Source organism: Cupriavidus sp. 2KB_3, from assembly GCF_052115685.1.
GTDB classification, from domain to species: Bacteria; Pseudomonadota; Gammaproteobacteria; order Burkholderiales; family Burkholderiaceae; genus Cupriavidus; species Cupriavidus campinensis.
The window spans coordinates 218,481-234,640 of record NZ_JBFRHD010000007.1; the positions used below are offsets into that span (position 1 = coordinate 218,481).

Annotated in this window: 15 protein-coding genes; 5 read left to right on the forward strand and 10 right to left on the reverse strand. The window is 66.7% G+C overall.

Annotated features, from left to right (window positions below; translation table 11 throughout):
* On the forward strand, positions 1 to 984 hold the full coding sequence (locus AB4120_RS09735) for a tripartite tricarboxylate transporter substrate binding protein (RefSeq protein ID WP_149138081.1): 984 nt from the start codon (positions 1 to 3) through the stop codon (positions 982 to 984).
* Between the two features lie 66 nt (positions 985 to 1,050).
* Positions 1,051 to 2,085, forward strand: a complete 1,035-nt coding sequence (locus AB4120_RS09740; protein WP_149138080.1) for a LacI family DNA-binding transcriptional regulator — start codon at positions 1,051 to 1,053, stop codon at positions 2,083 to 2,085.
* A 13-nt stretch (positions 2,086 to 2,098) separates the two neighbouring features.
* Here AB4120_RS09740 and AB4120_RS09745 read toward each other — a convergent pair whose 3' ends face one another.
* On the reverse strand, positions 2,099 to 3,184 hold the full coding sequence (locus tag AB4120_RS09745) for a maleylacetate reductase (protein ID WP_149138079.1): 1,086 nt from the start codon (positions 3,182 to 3,184) through the stop codon (positions 2,099 to 2,101).
* A gap of 11 nt (positions 3,185 to 3,195) precedes the next feature.
* The gene (locus AB4120_RS09750) at positions 3,196 to 4,137 is read right to left on the reverse strand and encodes a tripartite tricarboxylate transporter substrate binding protein (RefSeq protein WP_392388552.1); all 942 of its coding nucleotides are present in this window, start codon (positions 4,135 to 4,137) and stop codon (positions 3,196 to 3,198) included.
* Between the two features lie 220 nt (positions 4,138 to 4,357).
* Here AB4120_RS09750 and AB4120_RS09755 point away from each other — a divergent pair, with 220 nt between their 5' ends.
* Positions 4,358 to 5,347 carry a LysR family transcriptional regulator gene (locus tag AB4120_RS09755; protein WP_441642184.1) on the forward strand — a complete coding sequence of 330 codons (990 nt, stop codon included), beginning with the start codon at positions 4,358 to 4,360 and terminating at the stop codon, positions 5,345 to 5,347.
* A 4-nt stretch (positions 5,348 to 5,351) separates the two neighbouring features.
* Here the strand turns inward: AB4120_RS09755 and AB4120_RS09760 are convergent, their stop codons facing one another.
* The 3 genes from AB4120_RS09760 to AB4120_RS09770 form a co-directional block, all read right to left on the reverse strand.
* Entirely contained in the window at positions 5,352 to 5,834 is a 483-nt protein-coding gene (locus AB4120_RS09760; protein WP_149138078.1) for a DUF4440 domain-containing protein, read from the reverse strand.
* Between the two features lie 148 nt (positions 5,835 to 5,982).
* A complete protein-coding gene (locus tag AB4120_RS09765; RefSeq protein WP_441642185.1) occupies positions 5,983 to 8,367 on the reverse strand; it encodes a cytochrome P450/oxidoreductase in 2,385 nt (794 codons plus the stop codon).
* A gap of 10 nt (positions 8,368 to 8,377) precedes the next feature.
* On the reverse strand, positions 8,378 to 9,379 hold the full coding sequence (locus AB4120_RS09770) for a Bug family tripartite tricarboxylate transporter substrate binding protein (RefSeq protein WP_149138076.1): 1,002 nt from the start codon (positions 9,377 to 9,379) through the stop codon (positions 8,378 to 8,380).
* Between the two features lie 102 nt (positions 9,380 to 9,481).
* On the opposite strand from AB4120_RS09770, the gene AB4120_RS09775 reads away from it, so the two are divergent.
* Entirely contained in the window at positions 9,482 to 10,315 is an 834-nt protein-coding gene (locus AB4120_RS09775; protein WP_149138075.1) for an IclR family transcriptional regulator, read from the forward strand.
* 21 nt (positions 10,316 to 10,336) lie between these two features.
* On the opposite strand, the gene AB4120_RS09780 is transcribed toward AB4120_RS09775, so the two are convergent.
* The 4 genes from AB4120_RS09780 to hppD all read right to left on the reverse strand — a co-directional run bounded on the left by AB4120_RS09780 (position 10,337) and on the right by hppD (position 15,080).
* Positions 10,337 to 11,050: a glutathione S-transferase N-terminal domain-containing protein gene (locus AB4120_RS09780; RefSeq protein WP_149138074.1), complete on the reverse strand. Its 714-nt coding sequence runs from the start codon at positions 11,048 to 11,050 to the stop codon at positions 10,337 to 10,339.
* A gap of 149 nt (positions 11,051 to 11,199) precedes the next feature.
* Positions 11,200 to 12,396 carry an amino acid aminotransferase gene (locus AB4120_RS09785; protein WP_149138073.1) on the reverse strand — a complete coding sequence of 399 codons (1,197 nt, stop codon included), beginning with the start codon at positions 12,394 to 12,396 and terminating at the stop codon, positions 11,200 to 11,202.
* A gap of 35 nt (positions 12,397 to 12,431) precedes the next feature.
* On the reverse strand, positions 12,432 to 13,820 hold the full coding sequence (locus tag AB4120_RS09790; RefSeq protein ID WP_149138072.1) for an amino acid permease: 1,389 nt from the start codon (positions 13,818 to 13,820) through the stop codon (positions 12,432 to 12,434).
* Between the two features lie 186 nt (positions 13,821 to 14,006).
* Positions 14,007 to 15,080: a 4-hydroxyphenylpyruvate dioxygenase gene (hppD, locus tag AB4120_RS09795; RefSeq protein WP_149138071.1), complete on the reverse strand. Its 1,074-nt coding sequence runs from the start codon at positions 15,078 to 15,080 to the stop codon at positions 14,007 to 14,009.
* A 194-nt stretch (positions 15,081 to 15,274) separates the two neighbouring features.
* Between hppD and AB4120_RS09800 the strand changes: the two genes are divergently transcribed.
* Positions 15,275 to 15,748 (forward strand): Lrp/AsnC family transcriptional regulator, encoded by a 474-nt coding sequence (locus AB4120_RS09800; RefSeq protein WP_092294753.1) that lies wholly within the window; start codon positions 15,275 to 15,277, stop codon positions 15,746 to 15,748.
* Positions 15,749 to 15,757: 9 nt separating this feature from the next.
* Here the strand turns inward: AB4120_RS09800 and AB4120_RS09805 are convergent, their stop codons facing one another.
* Positions 15,758 to 16,099: a thioredoxin family protein gene (locus AB4120_RS09805; protein WP_144196498.1), complete on the reverse strand. Its 342-nt coding sequence runs from the start codon at positions 16,097 to 16,099 to the stop codon at positions 15,758 to 15,760.
* Positions 16,100 to 16,160 lie beyond the last annotated feature (61 nt).

Consider the following 16,160-nt stretch of genomic DNA (forward strand, 5'->3'; position numbering starts at 1 on the left):
ATGAGACGACAGTTTTTCCGCCCCATCACCGCCTTTGGACTGATCGCGGCGCTTTGGCTGCCGCACGCGGCCATCGCGCAATCCCAGTATCCCGTGAAGCCGATCCGGCTGATCGTGCCGTTCTCGGCAGGCAGCGCCACCGATATCCTGGCACGCATCATCGGCGCCAAGATCGGGGAGGGCGGCCAATGGCAGGTGGTGGTGGACAACCGGCCCGGCGCCGGCGGTACCCTCGGCGCCACCACGGTTGCCAAGTCGCCGCCTGACGGCTACACGCTGATCCTGGTCTCCGTGGGCCATGCCATCAACGCCACGCTCTACCCGAAGCTGGGCTACGACACGCTCAGGGACTTCGCGCCGGTGTCGCTGGTTGCCTCCGTGCCCAACGTGCTGGTGGTCAATGCCGCCAGCCCGTACAAGACGATGCGTGACATTGTGGCCGCTGCCAAGGCCAAGCCCGGCACCCTGAACTTTGACTCCGCCGGCTCGGGCAGTTCCACGCACCTGACCGGCGAGATGTTCAAGATGCAGGCCGGCATCGACATCGTGCACATTCCCTACAAGGGCACCGGCGAAGCGCTGACCGACGTGATGGCGGGACGCGGAGACATGATGTTCGCGCCGACCGTATCGGCCATGCCGTTCGTCAAGCAAGGCAAGTTGCGCGCGCTGGCCGTGACCACCCCGGCACGCGCCAGTGCGTTGCCCGATGTGCCGACTGTGGCGGAAGCGGGGCTGCCGGGCTATGCGTTCGATTCGTGGTTCGGCGTGCTGGCGCCGGCAGGCACGCCGAAGGACGTCATTCAGGCGCTCAATACGGAGATAGGCAAGGCACTGGCGTCGCCCGATGTGCGCGAACGGCTGGCCGCGCAGGGTGCCGAGCCGCGCGGCAGCACACCGCAGGAGTTTGCCAGCTATATCCAGGCCGAAATTGGCAAGCTGGCGCCCGTGGTGAAACAGTCCGGCGTGCGGGCAGGGGAATAGCCGGCAAGGCGGCAGCAGGCGCTAGAATGGCGCATTTCCAACAGCCAAGGTGGCGTCTGCCTGCCCATGCCCGAGCGCAAACGCGTGACCATCAAGGACCTCGCCGCCGAGGTCGATGTCCACTATTCGACGGTGTCTCGCGTGATGAACCCCGCCACGCGCCATCTGGTGGCCGAAGAGGTGGCCACGCGAATCCTGAAGCTGGCCGAATTGCGCGGGTTCCGCCCGAACCGCATCGCCGCGGGGTTGCGCACGCAACGCTCGGGGCTGATCGGCGTGGTGCTGCCGGACATGGCGAATCCGGTGTTCCCGCCCATCCTGGCGGGAATCGAGGCCGTTCTCGGCCGGCACGGCTATGTGCCGATTGTCGTCAATGCCGGCGTGGAACGCGCGCGGCAACGCTTCGTGATCGACCAGCTGCTGGCCCGGCAGGTGGAAGGGCTGGTGCTAGCCACCGCCGAACGCGACGATCCCTTGCTCGACTACTGCTTCGAGCTTGGCATTCCGGTGGTCATGGTGAATCGTGGCGAGCACACCGGCCGGGCGTCCTGCGTGGTCAGCGACAGCCTGCTGGCGATGGCGCTGACCGTTGATCACCTGGTATCGCTTGGCCACCGCAGCATCGGTCACATCGCCGGTCCCGCAATTACCTCCACGGGTCAGTTGCGCCGGGAAGGCTTCATGCAGGCGGTCAAGCGCCATCGGTTGCGGCGCGACGCGTATGCAGTCGTCGAGGCCGAAAGTTATACCCGGGAGGCCGGCCGCAAGGCTTGCGCCCAGTTGTTCGAAACACTGCCGGGCCTGACCGCCATTGCCGCCGGCAATGATTTGGTGGCCATGGGTTGCTACGACTTTCTGCGCGAGCGCGGCTTGCGCTGTCCGGAGAACGTCTCCGTGGTTGGCCACAACGACATGCCCTTCGTCGATGCATTGACGCCGCCGCTGACAACCATCCGCATCCCGGTGCGTGACATGGGCGAGCAGGCGGCGGAACTGCTGCTGCGCAGGATTGACAAGCCGCAGACCGCCACCGTCGTCATCGAGTTGCGGCCGGAACTGGTGGTACGCGGCTCCACGGCTGGGCCGCCAGCGCGGGGTTAATCGTTCAGTTTCCCTAGGGAAGCGTCGGACGACGGCCCAGGAACGCATCGCGCAGCAGGGTGCGGATGCCAGACGCTTCCAATGGACGCGGATTCGGGTACTGATCCTGTCGTGCCAGTTCGCATGCCCGCTCCAGATCCTCTTCTTTCAGACCGATATCGCGCAACGCGGTAGGGGCGCCGAGCGAGGCGGCGAGGTCGAAGACCGCCGCCGGTGCATTGCCATCGGTGGCACCCAGCGCCCGGGCGATGGCTTCCATGGCGGCCGGCGCGGCAGCGGCGTTGTAGGCGAGCGCGTGCGGCAGCACAATCGTATGGACCTCCGCGTGCGGCAGATTGAAGGTGCCACCGAGTGTATGACACAGCTTGTGGTGCAACCCTGCCGTAACGCTGCCGAGCACGGCCCCGCACAGCCACGCCCCATAGAGCGCATCGCCGCGTGCGGCGAGCGTTTCGGCATCGTCCTCGCCACCCTCCCGGGCAATGACCGGCAACGCGCGACCCAGCGCGGCGATGCCTTCGCGCGACATCCAGTCGCTGACCGGGTTGCGATCGCCCGCATAGAGGCCCTCGGCCGCGTGGGCGATGGCATTGATGCCGCTGGTCACGCTGACCATGCGCGGCAGACGCAGGGACAACTCCGGATCGTAGATGACCGTGCGTGGCAGGACACGGGCATCGCGTCCGGTGCGCTTGAGGCCGGCGTCGGTGAGGCCGTAGATCGGCGTCGCTTCCGAGCCGGCGTAAGTGGTGGGCACAGCGATGACGGGCAGCGCGGACTCCAGCGCAATCGCCTTGCCGAGACCGATCGTCGACCCCCCGCCGATGGCCAGCGCGCAGTCGGCGCCGCGCTCCGCCGCCACGGTGCGCGCCTTGCGGGCCTGTTCCACGGGCACGTGCATGACGGCGCCATCGAAGATGCCCGCGCTGCGGTCGCCCAGCAACGCGCTGGCGCGCTCCGCGAGCGCACGTTGGCCGGGCGTGCAAAGCACGAGCACGCGCTTGACGCCGAGCGCATCGGCCTCATCGGCCAGTCGGGCCAGCGTGCCCGCGCCGAAGACCACGCGTTGCGGGCGGGACTGATAGACGAAAGGATTCATGACGGCGGCATCTATTCCAGGGTGATGTTACGGGCCTTGATCAGGCGGCCCCAGCGCGCGGATTCGTCCTGGACCAGCTTGTTGGTCTGGGCGGCGTTCCCTGCAACGATCTCGAAGCCGCCTGCGCTCAGCTGCTTCGCGATGGCAGGGTCGCGCAGGGTGGCGGTCACTGCCGCTGACAGCTTCTCCAGCACGGCCGGCGGGATCTTGGCCGGCGCAATCATGGCCACCCACGAGTACGCTTCGAAGCCCTTGTAGCGTTCCGCCACGGCGGGCACCTCGGGCAGACGGGCGTCGCGCTGCGGGGACGTTACCGCCAGCGCGCGCAGCTTGCCGGCCTGTACGTAGGGCAGGATTAGCGGCAGGCTGGCGATCATCGAGTCCACGTGGGCGCCCAGGAGGTCGTTGATCGCGGGTCCGCCACCCTTGTAGGGGGTGTGGATACCGCTGGTGCCAGCGGCTTCGAAAAACGCTTCCGCCACAAGCTGGTTCGAACTCCCGGCGCCTACCGATGCATACGAGACTTTCTTCGGCGTGCGCGTGGCACTGACGTAGTCCTGGAGGGTCTGGTAAGGCGAATTGGCCGGCACCACGAGCACCATCGGGGAACGAACCATGTACGACACGCCCGTCAGGTCGCGCTTCGCGACATAGGGCAGTTTGGGATAGATGTGGGATTCGGTGGCGAAGGAATCGAACACCATGCCGAGCGTGTAGCCATCGGCCGCGCTCCGGGCAATCTGGCCGGTACCGATGGTGCCGCCGGCGCCCGCGCGGTTGTCTACCACGACGGTTTGTGCCAGGCGGGTGTGCAGGCCATCCTGCACCTGCCGTGCCACCTTGTCGACGGTACCGCCCGCAGCGTAGGGCACGATGATCGTGACCGTCTTGGCCGGCCAGTCGTCGGCCATGACGTGCCCGGTCGCGCACATGAGGAGCGTGGCGGCCAGCATGCGGCGAGGGCGCCCGAGCATCGAGTGCAGGGCGGATGAGAGGTGACTTGTCTCCATTGCGGTGCCTTCCATTAGGGGTTCGACAATCCGGATGACGGAGGCAAGTCTTTGCGAGTTTCGCAAAGACTTGCCTCTCTGGTCTGGGATGTTGATACTATTCCTCACGGTCCGCCGTGGAAAGTCAATCCGGGCGCGTAATGCCTTTGCGGAGGGCGCACAGATGGAATTCATTCGTTTTGCTGAGAACCTGGCCGTCTTCGTCGATGTGGCACGCGAAGGGAGCTTCTCGGCCGTCGCGCGGCGGCGCGGGCAGGTGGCGTCGTCGGTGTCGCGCCAGATCGATGTGCTGGAGCGGGAAATGGGCGTGGCACTGTTCACGCGCTCTACGCGGGCGCTGGTCCGCACCGAGGCGGGCGATCTGCTCTACCAGCGGGCCGCGCGCATCCTCCAGGAACTCAATGAAACGCGCGACGCAGTGACGGCGCTGGAGCAGGGCGTCAGCGGCCGGCTGCGCGTGGCGTGCCTGCCGGCGTTTGCCCGGCGCCACGTGGTGCCCCATCTCGGCTCCCTCTACGCGCAGTATCCGGACCTGACCGTGGAGCTGGAGTTGACCGAGCGCGTGGTCGATCCGGTGCTCGAACGGTTCGACGTCGTGGTGCGCGTCGGGCAACAGGCTGACAGCAGCCTGATCGCCCAGCGCGTGGCAAGCCAGCGGTACGTGATCTGCGCCACGCCAGATTATCTGCGCGCGCACGGCAGACCCGTGCACGCCGACGAACTGTCGCACCACCGCCTGATCGACCGTGGCCACAGCACGAGCATGCGCGGCTGGCGCGAACTCCTGGAACCCCCCCACGCCGCGCAGGCGCTGTTCGCGGTGGAGTGCGACGATTGCGACGCGCGGCGGCTGTCGGTACTGCAGGGGCTGGGCATCGCCCTGATGCCGGACTGGTCGGTCGGCGAGGATATCGGCGCAGGGCGGCTGGAGGAATTGCTGCTGGATGGCCTCCGCCCGCAGGCCCAAGGCGGCATCTACTTGCTGCGCGCCCAGCCGCGCGCATCAGCCAAACTGCGGGCCTTCACCTCGCACCTGAACCAATGCATTGGCGACCCACCATCGTGGCAACTGGCGATGACGCGCGCCGACACCTGCGCGCCGGTTTTGGATGGGGCAGGGCGCAAGCCATTGGCATACGCCACGGTTAAATAAGCCCCTACATCTTCTCCGGCATGGCCGACGAGTGGTGGCTGGTGATCAGCCACTGGGTGCCGTCCCAGCGGTAGGTGTAGGTGTAGCGCGCCTTCACCGTGGCGCCGGTTCGGGCGAAGGTGAAGGTATAGAGCCCGGCATCCACGGCGGTGTTGCAGCCGAGTTCGATGGTGCGGAAGTCGATCTTGCCGGACGGGCCGCTCTGCAGGAACTGGGTGAAGTAGTCCTCTTTCTCGGCGGGTGTCATGCGCGGCTTGTTGGACACCGTGGCCAGCAGGATCGACCGTTCCGCGTAGTTGGCCACCACCTTGCGGGGATCGCCGGTCTGCAGGGAGCGGTTCCAGCGGTCGAACAAGGCCGAGATTTCCTGCTCGGAGGCCGCCTTGCAGCTCTCCGTGCGGGACGCCTGTGTGCTGCCGGGCGTACCCGGGCTCGTGGCGCAGCCGGCAAGCAGCAAGGCCAGCGCAGCAGTCTGATATCGCGCCATGACGATCTCCTCAGGCCGAATTCGAGACTTGAATACTAGGCGTGGGGGCGGCAGGCAAGCGTGACATGGGTAGTGCGTCTGTGCGACAGCGCACGGATGGCGGTGACGCCGGCCTTGTCCCTTGTCCCTTGTCCCTTGTCCCTTGGCGCTACAGCTCCAGCACCAGCTTCCCGCCCGCCACCGCCCGGGAGCAGCAGGCCATCATCCGGTTGTTCGCCTCGCGTTCGCCGCGCGTGAGCACCACGTCGCGGTGGTCCACCTGGCCCGCCAGCACGCGCACCTCGCAGGAGCCGCACAGGCCTTCCTCGCAATCGCTCTGCACGTCGATGTTGGCGCAGCGCAGCGCGGTGAGCAGGGTCTGGTGGGCGGGCACCTCCACGGTCAGGCCGGAATCCTTGAGTTCGACGGTGAACGGTTGTTCCCGCGACGGATCGAGCGTGCCGAGCGCCGAGACGAAGTGCTCCACGCGTAGCGCATCCTCCGGCCACGCAGCGCAGTGGTCTTCCAGCGCGGCGATCATGCGCGCCGGGCCGCAGGCGTAGATCTGCGTTTGCGGGTCGGGTGTGCCGAGCAGCGCGGCGAAGTCGGCGCGTTGGCCTTCGTCGCCCGCGTGGATGTGCAGCCGGTGGCCATGCAGCGCGGCCAGTTCCTCGCGCAGGGCCATGCTGGCGCGCGATCTGCCGCAGTAGTGGAACGTATAGTCGATGCCCAATTCGCGGGCCCGCCGCGCCATCGCGCTGACCGGCGTCACGCCAATGCCGCCGGCGATGAAGATCGCCTTGCGGCAGCCTTCGTCGAGCCGGAAATGGTTGCGCGGGCCACGAATGCGGAGCCGGTCGCCGGCGCGCAGCACGTCATGCACCCAGGCCGAGCCGCCCCGGCTGTCAGCCTCGCGCAGCACGGCGATCTCGAAGGCGCCTGCGTCGGCCGGATCGCCGCACAGCGAATACTGGCGCGAGATCCCGGTCTGGCCGCATTCCACGTCGATGTGGGCGCCCGGCGCCCAGCGCGGCAGCGCCTTGCCGTCGGGCGCCACCAGCCGCAGCCGCACCACGTTGTCCGCCTCGGGGTCGATGCGCTCCACCACCACGGTGCGGGCGATGGCGTGCCCGGTGGGCTCGCCAATCCGCACGGCGTCACGCCAGACCAGCACCGACGGATCGGTGCGCTCGGGATTGCGCGCCGGGTCCCATTCGACCCAGAGATGCTCCGGGCCCCGGAACGAGGTGTTCGGCACATAGGTGAACGACTGCTCGGCCAGCCGCAGATGGGGCAGCCGGCGCGTCAGTTCCTCCAGGAAGACCTGCATCTCCATGCGCGCGAGGTTCTTGCCCATGCACTGGTGCGAGCCGTAGCCGAAGGTCAGCTGGTCACTGGCATTGTCCCGGCGGATGTCGAACAGGTCCGCATCGGCGAAATGCCGTTCGTCATGATTGGCGGACGAGGTCACGATCAGCAGCTTGCTGCCGGCCGGCAGGGCGATGCCGCCGACCTGCGCATCCCGCGTGACCAGCCGCCGCCACGCTGCCACCGAGCCGTTGTGGCGCAGGCATTCCTCCACCGCGTTGGGGATCAGCGCGGGGTCCGCGCAGATCTCGCGCCAGGCATCGGGATGCTGGAGCAGCAGCTTGATCGCGTTGGCGGACGCATTGGCCGTGGTCTCGTGCGCCGCCACGATGCCCGCCATCATCATCGAATGGAGGTAGGAGTCGGTGACCACCTCGGGCAGCTCGCGCTGCTTGCGCAGGCCGTACTGCATCCAGCCGGGCGCGTCCGGGTTGTCGCGCATCTTGTCGAGGATCTTGCCGGCCAGCTGCCAGAAGTTGCCCACCGCGTGCGCCACGGCCACCTGTTCCTCGGGCTTGGGGCGGCCCCAGGTGTTCACCGTATGGGCGATCGAATACTGGCGCAGCCGGTCCATGTCCTCCTCGGGCACGCCGAGGAAGTGCAGCGCCACGGTCAGGGGCACTTCCCAGAGCATCTGGTCGACCAGGTCGGCGCGGCCGCTGTCGATGAATCGATCGACATATTCGCGCGTCAGCTGGCGCACCATCGGCTCATGGTGCGCCAGTTCGGCCGGCGTGAACGGCTCCATCAGCGCGCGGCGGCGCGGCATGTGGGCCGGCTCGTCCTCGTTGACCAGCGTACGGTTCATCGCATAGCCATAGGAGGCCAGCACCGCGTTGGCCTCGTCGCCCGTGGGCGTGATTTTCTCCAGGGCGATGGACGGGCTGAAGGTCAGGTTGTCGCGGAAGATCGCCTTGATGTCGTCATAGCGCGTGACCACCCAGTAGCCCAGTTTCGGGCTGTAGAACACCGGCTCCTGCTCGCGCGACCAGCGCACGTAGTCGGGCGGGTCCTGCTGGTAGCCGTCCTCGAACGGATCGAACGCGGCCGCGTGGGGGCTCACCGGGCAGCCGTTGGGCGCCCGCAGCGCGCTGTGGTCGATGGGACAACCGCCCGGACGGGCGGCGGCGGACGAGGAGGAGGACGAGGAGGACGAGGAGGAAGAAGGCGTGGCGGATGACGACATACAGCGAACCTCAGTTATCGAGCGTGATTTTCAGGTCGTGGATCAGCTTGGTCCAGCGCGCGATCTCGCTGCGCAGCAGGTCGCTGTATTGCGCGGGGGGGTTGCCAACCGGCTCCACGCCGAAATCGACCAGCTTCTTGTGGATGGCCGGCTCCTTGATGGCCGCCACCACCTGCTTGTTCAGCGTGGCGATCACCTCGGGCGGCGTGGCCGCCGGCACCACCATGCCGACCAGCGCCGCGGCTTCCACGTTCCGGTAGCCGAGTTCGGCGAAGGTCGGCACGTCCGGCAGCTGCGGCAGGCGCGTGGCGTTGGCCACGGCCAGCGGGCGCACCTTGCCGCCCTTGATGAAGCCGGCGCCGGCGGCGTAGTCGACCATCATCGCGGGAATCTGGCCCGCCGCCACGTCGGACAGCGCGGGCGCCGCGCCGCGATAGGGGGCGTGGGTCATGTTGAGTTGCGCCTCCACCTTGAGCAGTTCCATGGCCAGGTGGTGCGGGCTGCCCGCACCGGCAGACCCATAGTTCACGCCGCCCGGCGCAGCCTTCACCTGGGCGATGAACTCCTGCGCGGTCTTGGCGGTAGTGCCCGGCCCAACCACCAGGATCATCGGAAAGCGGCCCAGCAGCGTCACCGGTGCGAGATCCTTGGCCGGGTTGTACGAGAGCGTCTTGTAGAGCGCGGGGTTGAAGACCAGCGTGCCGTTGTCGGCCGAGAGCACCGTGTAGCCATCGGCCGCCGCGCGCGCCGTCTCCGATGCGCCAATCGCCGTGTTGCCGCCCGGCTTGTTGTCCACCACCACGGGCTGGCCGACCTTGGCGGAGAGCCCCTGCCCGATGGTGCGGGCGAGGAAGTCCGAGCCGCCGCCGGCCGGGTAGGGCACGATCCAGCGGATTGGCTTGCTGGGGTAGGCGTCGGCGGCGTGGGCCGAAGCGGCGGCGAAGGAAAAGGCAAGGGAAAAGACGAAGGGAAGGGATGCCGCGATGAGGCCGGCAGCGCGATGGCGGGGCATGGGTGCTTGTCTCCTTGGTATTTGGCCGGATAGTATTCGGCCTTGTTTTGCGTAAATCATATACGCAATGCGTAATCGTTGAATGGGGGTTAACCCAACGCCATGCCAGCCATACCCGACATTCCCGGCACGCCCGAGCCCGAAGCCCGCCCCGAGGAACGGCGCCAGCGCCGGCAGCGCGTACAGGCCGCCGAGACCGGCATGGCTGTGCTCAAGGGGCTGGCGCGCCTGGGCGGCCGCGCCAGCCTGACGGCCATCGCAGCGCATATCGACGAAAGCCCGGCCAAGGTGCATCGCTATCTGGCGAGCCTGATCGAGGAAGGGCTGGTGGCGCAGGAGAGCGGCACGCAGCAGTACCACCTGGGGCTGGAGGCGCTCCAGATCGGGCTGGCCGCAATGCGGCAGGCAGACCCGATCCGGCTGGCCGAGGCGTCGCTGATCCGGTTGCGCGAGCGGCTGGAGATCACCTGCTTTATCGCCGTGATGGGCAACAAGGGGCCAACCATCGTCCGCTTCGAGGAACCGGGCCTGCCGGTAACCGTGAACGTGCGCGTGGGATCGGTGATGCCGCTGCTGTGGTCGGCCACGGGCCGGGTGTTCCTGGGGTTGCTGGTCGACCAGCGCGTGCAGGCGCTGGCGGAGGCGGAATTGCAGGCGGCCACGCCGGAGCAGCGCGCGTTGCTCGACACCCTGGACCCGCTCGGCCCGCTGCGCGCGGCGGTGCGGACCGATGGCTGCGCGGCCGTGCGAGACACCAATCTGAAGGGAATCAGCGCCGTGGCGGCGCCGGTGCGGGACTACACGGGGCGGGTCTGTGCAGTGCTGACCGCGCTGGGCGCCACGGGCGGCTTCGACCCATCGATCGATGGGCCGATTGGCCGTGCGGTGCGTGAGGAAGCGGCGGCGGTGAGCACCCTGCTGGGCTTCGCCGCCTGATTCCGGCCCCCGGGGAGGGGCTTACTCGGGACGCTTGGGGATATTCACCGCGCGCTGCACGGCGGGGCGGGCCAGGAAGACGTCGAGCACGCGGCGCACTTCGGTGAAGTCATCGAACCCGACCAGGCTGCCGGCCTCATAGAAACCCACCAGATTGCGCACCCACGGGAAGGTGGTCATGTCGGCAATCGTGTAGTCATCGCCCATGATCCACTGCCGGCCCTTGAGCCGCTCGTCGAGTACGCCCAGCAGCCGGCGCGACTCCGCCACGTAGCGGTCACGCGGGCGCTTGTCCTCGTACTCCTTGCCGGCGAACTTGTGGAAGAAGCCGATCTGGCCAAACATCGGCCCGATGCCGCCCATCTGGAACATGACCCACTGAATCGTCTCGTAGCGGGCCGCCGGGTCCGTGGACATGAACTTGCCGGTCTTCTCGGCGAGATAGATCAGGATCGCGCCCGACTCGAACAGCGCCAGCGGCTTGCCGCCCGGCCCATTCGGATCAAGGATCGCCGGGATCTTGTTGTTCGGGTTCAGCGACAGGAACTCGGGCGTCATCTGGTCATCCTTGTCGAAGCGCACCAGGTGCGGCTCGTAGGGCAGGCCCAGTTCCTCCAGCATCAACGAAACCTTGATGCCGTTGGGGGTATTCAGCGAATACAACTGCAGGCGCTCGGGATGCTGCGCCGGCCATTTGCGGGTGATCGGGAAGGCGGACAAATCTGCTGCGGCCATGCAGGGGCTCCTGTGGGAATCTGGAATGATCCGCGATGGTAAACCGGATGGCGGAATGCTGCCGGGGCGACTGCCGCCCGCGCCCAGAAAACAAAACAGGCCGCAAAAGCGGCCCGTTCTGTTACGCATACATCACAAGCGAGAAGGCTTCACCCCTTCAACACTTCCCCGATCGCACTTGCCACCACGCCCACGTTGCGTTCGTTCAGCCCGGCCACGCACATGCGGCCCGAGCGGAGGATGTACACGCCGTGCTCGGCCTTCAGGCGTTCGACCTGATCGGCTGACAGCCCGGTGTACGTGAACATGCCGCGCTGGGTGATGTAGCGCGAGAGCGCCTCGCCGCTGACGTGGTCGCGCAGTTTGTCGTGGATGGCCTGGCGCATGTGGGCGATGCGCTTGCACATGGCCGCCAGTTCCTGCTCCCAGCTGGCGCGCAGGGCGGGCGTGGTCAGCACGCGGGCCACCACGCGGGCGCCGTGGGTGGGCGGGTTGCTGTAGTTGGCGCGCACGGCGCCGGTCAGCTGGCCCAGCACGCGGCTGGCTTCGTCGGCGCTCTGGCAGATCACGCTCAGGCCGCCGCAGCGCTCGCCGTACAGCGAGAAGTTCTTCGAGAACGAGTTGGCCACCAGCGCCGGCACGTTCTGGCGGGCCAGTTCGCGCACGGCGAAGGCGTCGTCGTCGAGCCCGGCGCCAAAGCCCTGGTAGGCCATATCGACGAACGGCAGCAGCTTGCGCGCCTTGAGCACCGCGATGACCTGGCGCCATTGGTCCTGGTTCAGGTCCACACCGGTCGGGTTGTGGCAGCAGGCGTGCAGCAGCACGATGCCACCTTGCGGAATGGCTTCGATGGCCGCCAGCATGGCGTCGAACTGCAGGCCGCCCGTGGCGGGGTCGTAGTACGGGTACGAATTCACCTGGAAGCCGGCGCGCTCGAAGACCACGCGGTGGTTCTCCCAGCTCGGGTCGCTGATCCACATCTGCGCGGTGGGGAAGTAGCGCTTCAGGAAGTCGGCACCCACGCGCAGCGCGCCGGAGCCGCCCAGCGTCTGCAGCGTGGCGATGCGGCCTTCGGCGCGGGCGGCGCAGTCTTCGCCAAACACCAACGCCTGCACGGCCTGGCGGTAGCCGGGAATGCCAGCCATCGGCAGGTAGGGGCGCGGGCCCATGTCCGCGAGCAGCGCGGCTTCGGCTTCGGCCACGGCCTGCATCACCGGCAGGCGGCCTTCGCCGTCGAAATAGATGCCGATGCTCAGGTTGACCTTGTTGGTACGCGGGTCCTGCTGGAAGTCCTCGTTGAGCGAGAGGATCGGGTCGCCCGGAAAGGCTTCGATATGTTCGAACATGGGAAGGCTCTGGCTGTGTTTCAGGAGGCGGTGACTCATTGCGCCTGCACGCTCGGGGCGCGCAGCGCGGCGGCGGCGTTCTTTTGCCGGAGGCGATAGCTTACGCCAAGTACGCCAAGCCATACGGGAATCAGGTACACGGAGATCCGCAGGCCGGGTGTCAGATACATCACATAGAGGATGCCTGCCAGGAACGCGAGGGTCAGGTAGTTGGTCAGCGGATAGCCCAGGCTCTGGAAGCGCGTGGTCTGGCCGGCCAGGCGCTTGTCGCGGCGGAACTTCAGGTGAATCAGGCTGATCATGGCCCAGTTGATGATCAGGGCCGACACCACCAGGCCCATCAGCAGCTCGAAGGCTTCGCCCGGCATGAAGTAGTTGATCAGCACGCAGGCGCCGGTGGCCAGCGCGGACACGCCCAGCGCGGCCAGCGGAATGCCACGGCGGTTCACCTTCATCAGCGCCTTGGGCGCGTTGCCCTGCTGCGCCAGCCCCAGCAGCATGCGGCTGTTGCAGTAGACGCCGCTGTTGTAGACGGACAGCGCCGCTGTCAGCACCACCAGGTTCAGCACATGGGCCACCGCCGCGCTATCCAGCGCGTGGAAGATCAGCACGAACGGGCTGCCGCCGGTGACCACCTTCTCCCACGGATACAGCGACAGCAGCACCGCCAGCGCGCCGACGTAGAAGATCAGGATGCGGTAGATCACCTGGTTGGTGGCCTTGGGAATGCTCTTCTCGGGGTTGTCCGCCTCGGCGGCGGTAATGCCCACCAGCTCCAGGCCGCCGAACGAGAACATGATCACGGCCATCGCCATCACCAGGCCGCCCAGACCGTTCGGGAAGAAACCGCCGTGCTGCCACAGGTTGGCCACGGAGGCCTCCGGGCCCGCGCCGCCGGACATCAGCAGGTAGCCGCCAAAGCCAATCATGCCGACGATGGCCGCCACCTTGATGATGGAGAACCAGAACTCCATCTCGCCGAACGACTTCACGCTGGACAGGTTGATCACGTTGATCAGCACGAAGAACGCCAGCGCGGAGATCCACGTGGGCAGCTCCGGCCACCAGTACTGCACGTAGATGCCCACGGCCGACAGCTCGGCCATGCTCACCAGGATGTAGAGCACCCAGTAGTTCCAGCCTGACATGAACCCGGCAAAGTGCCCGCAGTATTTATTGGCGAAGTAGCTGAAGGAGCCGGCGACGGGCTCGTCCACCACCATCTCGCCTAGCTGGCGCATGATGAAAAACGCGACGATGCCGGCCAGCGCGTAGCCGAGCAGTACGGAGGGGCCGGCCATCTTGATGGTCTGGGCGATGCCCAGGAACAGCCCGGTGCCGATGGCGCCGCCAAGCGCAATCAGCTGGATGTGACGATTCTTCAGGCCACGCTGTAGCGTGCCGTCCTGTTGGGGGGCGTGCATGGAGTTTGTGTCCTCTACCTATCTGGCCATCCTCGTGGAATGGCGATCACGTCTCTTGTGAGCGGACGCTATGAAAATGCCGCCGGCGCGGGTAGCTCCGGCGGCGGGGAGGGTCCGGCGTCCCGGGAGGACGCCGGACCCGGTGAATCGGGAAAACTGGGAAACGGGAAAACAGCGGGGGGAGGGTCAGACCTTGAGCGTGCCGCGCTCGATCTGGTCGCGTTCGAGCGATTCGAACAGCGCCTTGAAGTTGCCTTCGCCGAAGCCTTCGTCGCCGGAACGCTGGATGTATTCGAAGAACACCGGGCCCAGCGCGGCCTTCGAGAAGATCTGGAGCAGCAGGCGGGGCTTGCCGCCCTCGGTGGTGCCGTCCAGCAGGATGCCGCGCGCCTTGAGCTGGTCCACCGGCTGGCCGTGGCCCGGCAGGCGCTTGGCCAGCGCGTCGTAGTAATAGTCGTTCGGCGCCGTCATCAGCTCCACGCCGGCCAGTTGCAGGTTGTCGATGACCTCGATCAGGTTGTCCGTCAGGAAGGCGATGTGCTGGATGCCCTCGCCATTGAACGCCATCAGGAATTCCTCGATCTGGCCGCTGCCCTTGGACGACTCCTCGTTCAGCGGGATGCGGATCTTGCCGTCCGGCGCCGTCATCGCCTTCGAGGTCAGGCCGGTGTACTCGCCCTGGATGTCGAAGTAGCGGATTTCGCGGAAGTTGAACAGGCGTTCGTAGAAGTTCGCCCAGTAGGCCATGCGGCCACGGTAGACGTTGTGCGTCAGGTGATCGATCAGGCGCAGGCCGTGGCCCACCGGGCGGCGGTCCACGCCTTCCAGGAATTCGAAGTCGATGTCATAGATCGACTTGCCGTCCTCGAAGCGATCGATCAGGTACAGCGGCGCGCCACCGATGCCCTTGATGGCCGGCAGGCGCAGCTCCATCGGGCCCGTGGCGATCTCGATCGGCTGGGCGCCCAGCATCAGCGCGCGGTTGTACGCCTTGTGCGAGTCCTTCACGCGGAAGGCCATGCCGCAGGCGCTCGGGCCGTGCTCGGCGGCGAAATAGGCGGCCTCGCTGTGCGGCTCGTTGTTGATGATGAAATTGATGTCGCCCTGGCGATACAGCAGCACATCCTTGGAGCGGTGGCGGGCCACCAGCGAGAAGCCCATCTTTTCGAACAGGGGTTCCAGAACGTTCGGCGTCGGCGAGGCGAATTCGACGAACTCGAAGCCCATCAGCTGCATCGGGTTTTCAAAGAGATCGGCCATGGTGTGCTCTACAAGGAAGTGGGGGCAAGGGAGTCCAGCGAGGGGCTGGAAATCGTATTTCAGCGGCTTTCAAAGCCGTCCGAACTGGAATCGAGTGTATAACCCGCGCCAGTAAATAGGATTTCGTTCGGGACGCAGGGAAACCCTGAAATATGAGATAAGCTTTCGCGAAATAGCGCTTTGAGGAAACGGAAATGCAGAATACCGAGCTAGACCGCACGGATCGCCGCTTGCTGGGGGTGCTGCAGGAGAACGGACGGGCCAGCAATCTGGAGCTGGCGGAGGCCATCAGCCTGTCTCCGGCGCAGACGCTGCGGCGTCACCGCCGCCTGGAGGAGAACGGCATCATCAAGCGCTACGAGGCGCGGCTGGACAGCACCGCGCTGGGCTTCGGCGTCACCGCCTTTATCCATGTGACGATGGAGCGCGGCCATATCCGCGACCTGTCCAAGTTCAAGGGGCTGGTGGCGGAACTCGCCCAGATCCAGGAGTGCTTCTCCGTCACCGGCGATATCGACTACGTGCTGAAGGTGGTGGCCAAGGATCTGAAGTCGCTGTCGGACTTCCTGCTGGACACGCTGATGCGCATTCCCGGCGTGAGCGGGGTCAAGTCCAGCGTCTGCCTGGACGAGATCAAGTGCACCAGCGCGATGCCGCTGGAGGCTTGATTCGTGTGATTAGTGCGTCACTGACGCGCCGTCGATTTGCGCCATCGCCTCGGCAATCGCCTGCGCGTCGTCGGGGCGCACCAGCCGGGCCACTTCCTGGCCATCGCGCAGGAACACCAGCGTCGGCCACAGCTTCACGCGGAACGAGCGGCCAAGTGGCCGGCCGCTGCCGTCCTCCACCTTGATATGCCGGATGGCCGGATGCTTGCCGAACGCGGTCTCGATCAGCGGCTGGGCGCGCATGCAGAAGCCGCACCACGGTGCCCCGAACTCCAGCAGCGTGGCGCCCTGCAGCGCGTCGATCTCCGCGCGGGTGGGCTCGGTGGCGGCAAAGGCCTTGGTCATGCTCATTCTTGGATCTCCGTCGTGGCTTACCCCCTTCGGGGCAAGTAAGGGCAAGCGAGAACCGCGC